Below are 11,923 nucleotides of genomic sequence, written 5' to 3'. Positions count from 1 at the left end.
CGATGGTCGCTTTGCGCATTTGATCGAGCTGCCGGACGAAGCCACCGGCGTTGTGCTAAGCTCGCAACTCCTCACTGAGCCCGGCGCCGACAATATCCGCGTCGTCGAAGTCACGAGAGACTACGGCATGTACGACCGCCGCGAAGCGCCGCAATACTATCCAGACAAGAGCAGGAATGTTTAGCCCCGTCATTGCGAGCGCAGCGAAGCAATCCAGGGCGACACGAGGACTCTGGATTGCTTCGCTGCGCTCGCAATGACGACTGGGCTGATATTATGCACAACCTCTAAGCGGAAACGGCTTGGTAGATCGTGATGAGTAGGGCGGATTAGCGCAGCGTAATCCGCCATGATCCACGACACCGGTGCGGCGGGTTACGCCTGCGGCTAACCCGCCCTACTCATGTGTCTAAGCCGAGATCGCCTTCGCCGAATTCACCTCATTTCGCAGCAGGAACTTCTGGATCTTCCCCGTCGACGTCTTCGGGATCGGCCCGAACACCACGACCTTTGGCGTCTTGAAGCCGGACATGTGGCTGCGGCAATAGGCGATGATCTCGGCTTCCGTGGCCTGGGCGCCGTCCTTCAGCTCGACGAAGGCGCAAGGCACCTCGCCCCATTTCGGGTCGGGCTTGGCGACGACGGCGGCGAACAGCACAGCCGGGTGCTTGTAGAGGATGTCCTCGACCTCGACGGATGAGATGTTCTCGCCGCCGGAGATGATGATGTCCTTGGAGCGGTCCTTGATGATGACGTAGCCGTGCTCGTCGAGCACGCCGAGATCGCCGGTGTGAAACCAGCCGCCGGCGAACGCGTCCTGCGTGGCCTTCTCGTTCTTGAGATAGCCTTTCATGACGATGTTGCCGCGGAACATGACCTCGCCGATGGTTTCGCCATCGCGCGGCACCTCCTGCATCGTCTCCGGATTGAGCACGGTGACGGCTTCCTGGAGGGGGTACGGCACGCCCTGGCGGCGCTTCAGCCGCGCGCGCTCCGGCGCCGGCAGGTCGTCCCAGCCGGGCTGCTCGGCGCACACGGAGGCGGGGCCATAGACCTCCGTGAGGCCGTAGACATGCGTCAGCTTGATGCCGATGCTCTCGGCGCCCTCGAGCACAGCCACCGGCGGCGCGGCGCCGGCGATCAGGCCCACGACAGGTTTCTCACGCTTGCCCTTGGGCGCATCGGGTGCGTTGATCAGCACATTGTAAACGATCGGCGCGCCGCACATGTGGGTGACGCCGTGCGTCTTGATCAGCTCGAAGATCTTGGTCGGCTCGACCTTGCGCAGGCAGACATTGACGCCGGCTGCGGCCGCCATGGTCCAGGGGAAGCACCAGCCGTTGCAGTGGAACATCGGCAGGGTCCAGAGATAGACCGGGTGCTGGCCGAGCCCGCCGGCAAGGATGTTGCTGACGGCGTTGAGATAGGCGCCGCGGTGATGCGTCACGACGCCCTTGGGGTTGCCCGTGGTGCCCGACGTGTAGCTCATCGCGATCGCATCCCACTCATCGGCGGGACGGCGCGGCTCGAAGGAGGGATCGCCCGCGGCGACGACGGCCTCGTACTCGATCTCGCCGATGCGGCTGCCGCCGCTGTAGGACGCGTCGTCGACGTCGATCACGAACGGCTTCGGCCCGCTCATCAGCTTCAGCGCCTCGCTGATGACGCCGGAGAATTCCGGATCGACCAGGATGATCTTGGCCTGGCCGTGATCGAGCTGGAACGCGATCGAGGACGCGTCGAGGCGGATGTTGAGGGTGTTCAGCACCGCGCCGGTCATCGGTACGGCGAAATGCGCCTCGTTCATCGCGGGGATGTTCGGCAGCATCGCCGCCACGGTGTCGCCGGTGCCGATGCCGCGGCCGGCGAGATAGGACGCGAAGCGGCGACAGCGCTCATAGGTCTGGCGCCACGTGAAGCTGCGGCCCTCGTAGACCGTGCTGACGTGATCGGGGTAGACGGCCGCGCTGCGCGCCAGGAAACTGAGCGGCGTCAGCGGCACGTAGTTGGCGGGGTTCTTGTCGAGGCCGAGCTGGTACTGGTTGGTGCTCATGGCTGCCCTCCCTTGTCACCTCAAGAGTTTACAGGAACCCGATCGAAATCCACGGAAAAATCGCAACGATGATCAGGCCGATGAGAAGCGCCAGCAGGTAGCCCCAGATCGGCCGGATACCCTCGGCGGGATCGACCCGGCCGATCGCACAGGCCGCATAATATCCGACCCCGAACGGTGGCGCGAACAGGCCGATTCCCATCGCCAGGATGATCACCATGGCATAATGCACCTCGTGCACGCCCACAGTGCGCGCGATCGGAAACAGCAGCGGCCCGAACAGCACGATCGCCGGGATGCCCTCGAGCACGCTGCCGAGGATGGTGAAGGCCACGATCGAGACCGCGATGAAGGTCGCAGGCCCGCCCGGCAGCCCGGTCATGGCGGCCGCCAGCGAGCGCGAGAAGCCGGACTGGGTCAGGCCCCAGGCCATGCCGGTGGCCGTGCCGATGATCAGCAGGATGGCGCCCGACAGCGCCGCGGTCTCGATCAGCATCGGCATCAGCCGGCGCCAGTCGAATCTGCGATAGATCAGCAGCCCGGCGAGCACGCCGTAGACGATGCCGATGGTCGAGACCTCCGTCGCCGTGGCGATGCCCTCGACCACGGCGGCGCGGATCACGAAGGGCAGGGCCAGGGCAGGGACCGACACCACGAAGGCCTTGCCGATCTCGGCAGCCGTCGCGCGGCGGACGCCGCTCATGTCCTCGTTGCGGTAGCGCCACCACACCAGCGTACACAGCGTGATGGCGAGCACCACGCCCGGCAGCAGGCCGCCGGTGAACAGCGCCGCGATCGAGACGCCGGTCACCGAGCCGATCGTGATCAGCACCAGGCTCGGCGGAATGGTTTCGGTCTGCGCGCCGGTGGCGGCGAGCAAAGCGACGAGATCGCCGGGCTTGGCGCCGCGCGCCTTCATTTCGGGAAACAGCACCGGCGCGACCGCTGCCATATCGGCGGCCTTGGCGCCGGAGATGCCGGACACGAGATACATCGCGCCGACCAGCACGTAATGCAGCCCGCCGCGGACATGGCCGAGCAGGCTCGCCAGGAATGCGACCATGGCGCGCGCCATGCCGGTCATCTCGATCAGCAGGCCGAGGAAGACGAACAGCGGCACCGAGAGCAGGATGAGGTGGCTCATGCCCTCGTCCATGCGCCCGACCAGCACCATCAGCGGCGTGCGCGTGGTCAGCGCCAGATAGCCGAAGATCGCGAGCCCGAAGGCAAAGGCGATCGGCACGCCGGCGAAGACGCAGAAGCCGACCACGCCGACGAAGAAGATCACGAGGTTGAGGTTGCCGAGCGGCTTCAGCACCGGCTGCGCCAGCCAGAACAGCGCCAGGATCGCCGCGATCGATACGAGGGCCAGCAGCATGGTGCGGACGTTGGCGGCGCGGGCGAGGCGGATCAGCGCAAACAGCGCCATCAGGCCGATGCCCACGGGCAGCGCCGCGGCGCGGCAGATGTTGGAGATCTGCAGCGCCGGCGTGGTGATATAGCTTTCCTCGTAAGCGTACTCCCAGGACGGCCAGGCGATCATCACGAGGAACGCCAGCGCGGCTGTGGTCGCGACCAGGTCGAGATAGGCGCGCAAGCCGGGACTTGCGCGCGCCACCATTGCCGTCATCCGCATGTGCTCGCCGCGGCGGAACGCCACCGCGGCGCCGAGCATCGCGAGCCACAGGAACAGGATCGACGCCAGTTCGTCCGACCAGATCAGCGGCCGGTGCAAGCCGTAGCGCGCGACCACGCCCGCGAACAGGATGACGATCTCGGCCACGACGAGCAGCGCGGCCGGGATCTCGACCAGGAGACCGAGCAGGGCCTCCAGGCGGTGCAGCCAAGACCAGCGGCGAGGGGTCTCGATGACCACCTCGCTGATGGTGATTTCCGTGAACTCGGCATGCGCCATGACGTCACCCGAACGCGCGCAGATCAGACCCGGTTACGACAGCTTGCCGACGGCCTTTTCCAGCAGCCCCCAGGCTTCGTCGCCATACTTGCCCTTCCATTCGGCGTAGAAGCCGGCGGTGCGCAGCTTGTCGCGGAATGGCGCGATGGTGGGCTGATTGAACGTCAGGCCCTTGCCAGCGAGATCCGCCTGCAGGCCGGCATTGAGCTTGGCGACGTCCTCGCGCTCCTTCACCGCGGCGGCGTTGATGTGCTTGGCGACGATGGCCCGCATGTCGGCCGGCACGGCCTCCCAGGCGCGGCGGTTGGCCAGGAACCAGAAGCCGTCCCACATGTGGTTGGTCAGCGAGCAGTACTTCTGCACCTCGTAGAGCTTGGCGGTCGAGATGATCGCCAGCGGGTTCTCCTGGCCCTCGACGACCTTGGTCTGCAGCGCCGAATAGACCTCGCTGAAGTTGATCGAGGCGGGCGCCGCCTCGAACGCCTTGAACATCGAGGTCCACAGCGGCGACACCGGCACGCGGATCTTGAAGCCCTTGAGGTCGTCCGGGCCGTTGATCGGCTTGGTCGACGACGTCGTCTGGCGGAAGCCATTGTCCCAGATCTTGTCCATCACCATCAGGCCGGATTTGGTGATCTGGCCGCGCACATAGGCGCCGAGATCGCCGTCCATGGCCTTCCAGACCGTGTCATAGTCCGGGAACGCGAAGCCGATGCCGTTGATCGACGCCGCCGGCACCAGGGTCGCCAGGATGAGCCCGGAGAGCGTGAAGAACTCGACGCCGCCGGAGCGGATCTGGCTCAGCATGTCGGTGTCGGAGCCGAGCTGGTTGTTCGGGAAGATCTGCAGGTCGAACTTGCCGTTGGTCTCGGCCTTGATCGCCGCCGCCATCTCCTTGGCGCGGACGTTCAGCGGATGCGTGTCCGGCAGGTTGTTGGCATATTTGTAGGTAAATTCGGCGCTCTGCGCGCGCGCGACATGCGGGGCCGCGATCCCACCCAGGACGGCCGAAGCCGCACTGGCCTTCAACAGCGCGCGTCGTGACAGGCTCATTCTCGTTTCTCCCTGAGAAGCTTCTTCTTGGTGCATTCGCTCGACGTCGCCGATCCGAATCCGACGGCGCGTCGTCGAGCGTCACCAGCGCTTATTGCAGCGATGGGCCGCAGCAGCAATATCGGCATTCACCGGCATCGCGCTGGACGGGCTTGCGCGGGCCGCGGCGATGCCATCGGCGAGACGCGTGAGAGCCGTGCCGGAACGCGCCGCGGCTGCAACGGAGTCGAGGTTTTGACGCCAAGCCTCTGATCTTCCTCAGCATATAAATATTCCATAATATACCTTATGCGAATCGCTCATGTGGGCTTGGGACCGGTTCCCCGTCCGGGTACTCGTATCCCGAGTCGGGCGGTTTCGTTGCGGATGGTGATGTCGCGCCCTGGGTCTCCTCGTGCAGGCTGGTGACAATCGATCGGGCTTCAGATGGGAGGTCTCGCTGGCGCCAGACACAAACACACCGTGCTCGCGTCAGAGCGCGTCAGGCACCGCGTGGGTCGGGCACAGAGTTCCGGCTGATGTGATGGCAGCAAGGCATTCTCCCCAAATGGACATTCGTTCGTCCTCCGATCATGCCCCTCATTGAGCTCTCCGCCGCGCGCGCTCCGGCCGCGTTCGGGGAACGAGTTTCGTGAACGACAAATCTGCGTGTGCGAAATCGCCTCTCACTGGCCACCTCTCAGTCTTCGTTTGGTCAAAGCCCCCCGGCACATCGCTGGCGGGGATTTGGCACGGGCGTTTCGCGTACAGGACCCAGGACCATGTCAGTTCAGTCGACGCCGAAGGAAGTTGATCCGGGTGATGTCGCGCTGTCGCCCGACAACGAGATCTGCGAGCAGATCTATCAGCGTGTGCTCACCGAGGTGCGCGCCCGCATTGACCAGCGCATTGCGGCCATCGAGGCCCAGGCTGCGGCCGAAGCCGAAGCCGAAATCGAAGCGGTCGAAGCAGCGGTCCCGTCGGCCGATGCCGCCAGCAACGCAGCGGCGCCCGCGGCAGCCAAGCGTCGGCCGGTGGCAAAGGCCGCGATCACGCTCGCGGCGTCGGCCGGGCTCGTCGGGGCCGTCGTCACCTTGGCGCGCGATCATCAGGAGGCCATCACGACGGTCACCGATCGCATCGAGGGAGCCATTCAGTCGATCCGTCGTGACGCCCCTCAGATGGCCTCGCCGAGCGCGGGCCGCGACTTGGCGACGTCCGGGTCGAGCGCGGCCGAGAGCGCCGAGATGACCCCTGCCTTACCGTCTCCGTCGGCATCGCCCGTGCCGGAGCCGTCAGCCGGACGCTCCAGCGATCCATCCTCCGCGATGGCGGAAGCAATGTCCGAGCGGGACATGCCGCCGGCGCCCGAACGAGACCTCACGCCGTTGGTCGAGAAGATCGCGCGCGACGTCGCCACGCTGCAGACCGGGCTGCAGGACCTGAAGGCCAGCCAGGAGCAGGCCAGCCGCGATCAGGCCAAAGCCATCGAGCAGTTGCAGGCCAGCCAGGATCAGCTCGCGCGCGCGGTCCGTGCATCGAAGACCGAGCCCACGACCGTCGGCGCCGCCGCGCGCCTCGCGCCCCGGCCGCCGCAGCCGCCGGCGCGCCCTCCCCGGTTTCCGAACTTCTGAGTCGCCGAGATCCGGGCAGGGGGAGGGCTGTGCCCTGCTCCCTGCCCCTGCTCTCACAGGTAGTTCGCCGCGGCTTCGGCCTCGAAGCGATCCGGCGGGCCCTCCCAGACGATCTTGGCGTGATCGAGCACGTAGACGCGGTCGGCGTGCGGAAGCGCGAAGGTGACGTTCTGTTCGCCGAGCAGCACCGTGATCTTCGTCGTCTCGCGCAACCGGTCGAGCGCCTTCGACAGCGTCTCCAGGATGACCGGCGCCAGCCCGAGCGTCGGCTCGTCCAGGATCAGGAGCTTCGGCTTCATCATCAGCGCGCGCGCGATCGCCAGCATCTGCTGCTCGCCGCCGGACAGCGTGCGCGCCAGCTGCGGCTGCCGCGACTTGAGGATCGGAAACAGCCCGAACAGCCATTCGAGCCGCTCGCTCCGCTCGGCGTCCGACAGCGCATTGCCGCCGAGCTCGAGGTTTTCGCGCACGGTCATGTCGCCGAACAATTCGCGCGTCTCCGGGCATTGCACGATGCCGTCGCGCGCGATCTGCGCCGCCGTGCCGCCGGCGAGATTGCGCCCCGCCCATTTCACCGCGCCGGAATACGGCACCAGGCCGGAGATCGCGTTGAACAGCGTCGTCTTGCCGGCACCGTTGAGTCCGACGACGGAGACGAACTCGCCCTCGTGGACATGGAGCGAGACGTCCTGCAGCGCCTGCGCCTTGCCGTAGAGCACGCCGACATTGTCGACCTGCAGCGCCGGCGTGACGTCCTTGAAGCTCGCCTCGGGGCGCGCGGTCGAGACCAGCGCGCCGCCGAGATAGACGCGGCGCACGGTCTCGTCCTGCATCACCTCGGTCGCCCTGCCCTCGGCGATCTTCTCGCCAAGATACATCGCGAGCACGCGGTCGACCAGCGCCGACACGCTCTTGACGTTGTGATCGACCAGCAGCACGGCGCGGCCATCGTCGCGGAATTCGCGGATGAGATTGGAGAAGTCGGCGACCTCCGAGGCCGTCAGGCCGGCGAAGGGCTCGTCGACCAGCACCAGCTTCGGGCTGCGCGCCACCGCCTTTGCGAGCTCGAGCCGGCGCAGATCGGCGAACGCCAGCGTCGGCGGCCGGCGGTCGATGACGCCGCCGAGGCCGACGCGCTCGGCGATGGCGCGCGCCCTGGCATCGACATCCTTGTCGGCGAACAGCCGCGTCAGCTTGTCCGGCAGCAACGCGACCTTGATGTTCTCCAGCACGGTCTGGCGCGCCAATGGCCGCGAATGCTGGAACACGAGACCGACGCCCATGCGCGCGATGCGATGCGACGGCTGGCCGGCGAGTTCGATGCCGTCGAGCTTCACCGAGCCGGCGGTCGGCCGCTCGACGCCCATGACGCTCTTCATCGCGGTCGACTTGCCGGAGCCGTTCGGCCCGATCAGGCCGAGGATTTCGCCGGGCCGGATCGAGAAGCTCAGATTCTTCACGGCGACGAGGCCGCCGAAGCGCTTGGTGAGGCCGTTGACCTCGAGCATGGGAGCTTGGTTCATGCCTTGAGTCATGCCTTGGCCCCTCCCCTGATGATGCCGAGGAAGCCGTCGGGGAAGAACAGGATGACCACGAGCGCGATCACCGAGACGATCAGGGTGGCGAGCTCGCCGAGCGGCCGCAGCAGCTCGCCCATGCCGATCAGGAAGATCGCGCCGATCGCAGCCCCGATCACCGTGCGCCGCCCGCCGAGCACGGCCGCGATGATGATCTGCACGCCGACGCCGACATCGACGAAGGTCGAGACCGACGCCGTGCCCATGTAGAACACCATCAGCGCGCCGGCGAGGCCGGAGAAGAACGCGCTGACGACGAAGGCCGCCAGCTTGTGCTTGGTGACGTTGAAGCCGAGCGCCCCGGCCTGGATCTTGTCCTGGCCGCTCGCCTGCAGGATCAGGCCGATCGCGCTGCGCGACAGGCCGAACAGGATCGCGCCCGACACCAGCATGAAGGCGAGCGCGATCCAGTAGTTAGTCTTGGCGTCGATCGAGATCACGTCCGGCACGGCGAGGCCGATCTCGCCGCCGGTCAGCCCGGCCGCGACGACGATGAAGTTCTGCAGCATCAGCACCGCCACCAGCGTGGTGAGACCGAAATACGGACCGCTGACGCGCAGCGCCGGCAATGCCAGCACCACGCCACCCACGACGGCCGCCAGCGCGCCGGCCGCGATGCACAGCCAGATCGACAATCCCGGCGAGAAATTCGCGTCGAGAATGCCGGCCGTATAGGCGCCGACACCGATCAGGAAGGTCGGACCGAAATTGACCTCGCCGGCGAAGCCGAACAGGAGGTCCCAGGACATCGCGAACACGGCCGTGTAGTACGCGACCGTCAACAGCCCGAGCACGTAGCCCGAGACGTAGGTCGGCAGCACCAGCGCGACGATGACGGTGAGCACGCCGATCCAGAACAGGCGGGAGGAGACGAATGCCGGCATGCTCACCTCCGTCCGAACAGCCCTTGCGGGCGCAGATACATGACGACGACGAGCAGCAGCAGCGCCGGGATGGTGCGATAGGCCGGCGAGATCAGATAGGCTGTTGCGGTTTCGAGATAGCCGACCACATAGGCCGCGATCAGCGAGCCGGAGACGCTGCCCAGCCCGCCGAGCACGACGATCGAGAACGCACTCGCCGTCAAGGGCCCCACGCTGTAGGAGCTGACGCCTAAGAACATGCCGAGCAGGATGCCGGCGACGCCCGCCAGCAGGCCGTAGATCGCCCATACCGTGAGATAGATCGACGACAGCTCGATACCGAGAAGCGTGACGCCGCGCGGGTTCATCGAGGCGGCCATGACCGACTTGCCGCGCCGCGTGCGGTTGACGAGCAGCCACAGCAGCCCGATCGCGACCCAGCAGATCACCGCCGTGAAATATTCGTTGCGCGGGGTGCGCACGCCGAACACCGTCGTCACACCCTCGACGATCGGCAACACGGTCTTGGCGTTGTTGGTGAAGAAGTATGCGATCGCCTCCTGGATGATGATGCCCCAGAGCAGCGTCGCCGTGAGAATGAAGATTTCCTTCTCCGACTCCGCGATCGCCTTGGAGCGCTGAATCGGTCTGACGGCGATGAAGTAGGTGGCGAAGGCCAGGACGAGGCCGGCTACGACGCCGATGAGCGCGCCTGTATAGGGTCCGACGCCGAGCTCGCCGGCCGCGGCCCAGGCGGCGACTGCGGCGCCGACCATGATCGCGCCATGCGAGAGGTTGAGCACGCCGGAGACGCCGAAGATCAGCGTGAAGCCGGTCGCGCCGAGCGCATAGAGCGCGCTGATGGCAAAGCCATCAATCAAGATCTGCCAGAAAAGCATTGAGAATGGATCCGAACGTCGAACCGAGGCACCAAGAAAATGGGCCGCCCTGGCGGGCGGCCCGACGATGCATCAGTTGCTGGCCGCCTTGAGCTTGATGAAGGACGGCCAGGTCGCGGTGCCCGCGGCGAGCTCCTTGGGCCAGACATTGACCTGCTTGCCGGCCTGCCATTGCAGCATCAGCCCGGTGATATAGCCCTTGCCCGTGCGCAGCGCGTGCGGATTCGGATCACCCTTCGGCTTGAAAGCGATGCGGCCGATCGTCCCGACATAGTCGGTGGCCTCCATCGCCTCGACCATCTTGTCGGGATCGGTGCCGCCGGCGCGGTGGATCGCATCGGCGATCATGTAGACTTCGTCATAGGAGGTGTAGCCGGCGTAGGACGGAACGTTGCCGAACTTCTTCTGATAGGCGTCGACGAACGGCAGCGTCTTCGGCGTGACGGCCACGCCGGGACCCGAAACGGCATTGAACATGACGCCCTCGACGGCGCCGTTGGTATCCTTCCAGAACGTCGAGTTGGTCGCCTGCGAGGAGATGCCGAACATCGGGATCGGCACCTGCTGGCTCTTCCACTGCACCGTCGGCTGGGTGCCGACATGGGAGATGCCGGTGATCATGACGTCGGGCTTCAGGCCTTCGATCTTGTTGAAGATCGGCGTGAAGTCGGTGGTGTCGGGCGACATCCGGATGTGGTCGACGACCTTCAGCCCGATCTCCGGCAGGCACTTCTCGTAGCCGGCGTCGAGCGGCGTCGTCCATGCCGCGTCCTCGCTCATGATGACGGCGGTCTTCATCTTGTAGGGCTCGACCAGGAGGTCCTTGGCGGCGTCGCAGACGAGACCGGCCAGCGAGGTCGATGTCAGGTAGCCGTGAAAGGTGTATTTGAGCTGGTCGTAATTCTTGGCGATGTTCTGGGTGATGACGTCCGAGGCGGCGCCCGGCGTGATCATCAGCGTCTTGAGGCGCCCTGCCCACGGCTCCAGCGCCAGCACGACCTCGGAAATGTAGCTGGCAATGACCGCGTTGACCTTGTCTTCGCTGACGGCGCGCTGGAAGGCCCGGACCGATTCCGCCGACGATGAATGATTGTCGTAGACGACGATCTCGATCTTGCGCCCATCGACGCCGCCCTTGGCGTTGATCTCCTCGGCGGCCAGCTGCGCGGCCGGCGCAATCGACGAGCCGGCGACAGACTGCGCCTCGGCAATGACGCCGATCTTGATCGGATCCGCGGCCCACGCGGCCGAGGATATCAGCGCGGTGGCGCAACTCGCGAGCAAGAACGATTTGAACGAAATCATGAGACCTCCCGATTCCTTATGCCTCTGACGGGCAGCGGGACTTTGGTCTGCCACATGCCAGCGGGCAAGTGCACAGGTTGCTTCGTCCTCTGCGTTCAGTGCATTGTGATGAGGCGATCCGCTCATAGCTCGAGGCGTGGAGCTCAGCCGGTCGCGTCACGAGCACCGCGCTTTGCCGCAGCGCAGCGAAGATGCGCGGGGCTTGCGGAACTGATTTCCGGCGGACGGACAGCTGAGCTGAATGGAGCCGTGCTGCAGCATCCCGCCGGCTTGCACTCAGCCAGATGCGCGCACCTGACCGAGCATCTCGTGCACGTCGTAGGTCATCACGGCCAGCAGCGCCGCGAGGCCGAGATACGCGCCGGCGTATTCGAGCTTGGTCTGCAGAGTGGTCCCATAATAGGCAAGGTTCTCCGGCGCGCCGGGATCATAGCGCCAGGCCTTCATCACCTGCGGTGCGGCAAGGATCGCGATGACGATCAGCATCGGGCTTGGACGGTAGAGCATCAGGGCCAACAGCAAGGGAACACCCAGAAGCCAGATGCGCGGGCTGAGGACGCTCGTCACCCGGCCGCCATCCAGCGGCGAGAGGGGCAGCAGGTTGAACAGGTTCAGGAACAGACCGGAGTAGGCAATCGCGAGCAG

At 65.9% G+C, this 11,923-nt stretch carries 8 protein-coding genes and 2 pseudogenes; 2 read left to right on the top strand and 8 right to left on the bottom strand.

All coding sequences use genetic code 11. The annotated features are described in order from the left end of the window. Positions 1-184 (top strand): annotated as a pseudogene (locus BRAS3809_RS35135) (antibiotic biosynthesis monooxygenase family protein); the annotation flags it as partial. Between the two features lie 225 nt (positions 185-409). Here the strand turns inward: BRAS3809_RS35135 and BRAS3809_RS25240 are convergent. Genes BRAS3809_RS25240 through BRAS3809_RS25230 form a run of 3 tightly spaced genes read right to left on the bottom strand, consistent with a single transcriptional unit; the run spans position 410 to position 5,021 of the window. After that, positions 410-2,053, bottom strand: a complete 1,644-nt coding sequence (locus BRAS3809_RS25240) for an acyl-CoA synthetase (RefSeq protein WP_008964859.1) — start codon at positions 2,051-2,053, stop codon at positions 410-412. A gap of 28 nt (positions 2,054-2,081) precedes the next feature. After that, the gene (locus tag BRAS3809_RS25235) at positions 2,082-3,968 is read right to left on the bottom strand and encodes a TRAP transporter large permease (protein WP_008964858.1); all 1,887 of its coding nucleotides are present in this window, start codon (positions 3,966-3,968) and stop codon (positions 2,082-2,084) included. A gap of 33 nt (positions 3,969-4,001) precedes the next feature. Next, positions 4,002-5,021, bottom strand: coding sequence for a TRAP transporter substrate-binding protein (locus tag BRAS3809_RS25230; protein ID WP_035658418.1), 1,020 nt, complete (start codon positions 5,019-5,021; stop codon positions 4,002-4,004). Positions 5,022-5,872: 851 nt separating this feature from the next. Here BRAS3809_RS25230 and BRAS3809_RS25225 point away from each other — a divergent pair. Further along, a complete protein-coding gene (locus BRAS3809_RS25225) occupies positions 5,873-6,634 on the top strand; it encodes a hypothetical protein (protein ID WP_240535765.1) in 762 nt (253 codons plus the stop codon). A gap of 53 nt (positions 6,635-6,687) precedes the next feature. Here the strand turns inward: BRAS3809_RS25225 and BRAS3809_RS25220 are convergent, their stop codons facing one another. The 5 genes and pseudogenes from BRAS3809_RS25220 to BRAS3809_RS25200 form a co-directional block, all read right to left on the bottom strand. Continuing rightward, the gene (locus BRAS3809_RS25220; protein ID WP_008964854.1) at positions 6,688-8,157 is read right to left on the bottom strand and encodes an ATP-binding cassette domain-containing protein; all 1,470 of its coding nucleotides are present in this window, start codon (positions 8,155-8,157) and stop codon (positions 6,688-6,690) included. 8 nt (positions 8,158-8,165) lie between these two features. Next, positions 8,166-9,095 carry a branched-chain amino acid ABC transporter permease gene (locus tag BRAS3809_RS25215; RefSeq protein WP_008964853.1) on the bottom strand — a complete coding sequence of 310 codons (930 nt, stop codon included), beginning with the start codon at positions 9,093-9,095 and terminating at the stop codon, positions 8,166-8,168. Positions 9,096-9,097: 2 nt separating this feature from the next. Next, positions 9,098-9,973 carry a branched-chain amino acid ABC transporter permease gene (locus BRAS3809_RS25210; protein ID WP_008964852.1) on the bottom strand — a complete coding sequence of 292 codons (876 nt, stop codon included), beginning with the start codon at positions 9,971-9,973 and terminating at the stop codon, positions 9,098-9,100. A gap of 72 nt (positions 9,974-10,045) precedes the next feature. Continuing rightward, positions 10,046-11,332 (bottom strand): ABC transporter substrate-binding protein, encoded by a 1,287-nt coding sequence (locus BRAS3809_RS25205; protein ID WP_008964851.1) that lies wholly within the window; start codon positions 11,330-11,332, stop codon positions 10,046-10,048. A 222-nt stretch (positions 11,333-11,554) separates the two neighbouring features. Further along, a pseudogene (locus BRAS3809_RS25200) lies at positions 11,555-11,923 on the bottom strand (site-2 protease family protein); the annotation flags it as partial.

Source organism: Bradyrhizobium sp. STM 3809 (assembly GCF_000239795.1).
Lineage (GTDB): Bacteria > Pseudomonadota > Alphaproteobacteria > Rhizobiales > Xanthobacteraceae > Bradyrhizobium.
Note: the sequence above shows the minus strand (reverse complement) of the source record. Positions and strands in the feature narration are given on the sequence as shown.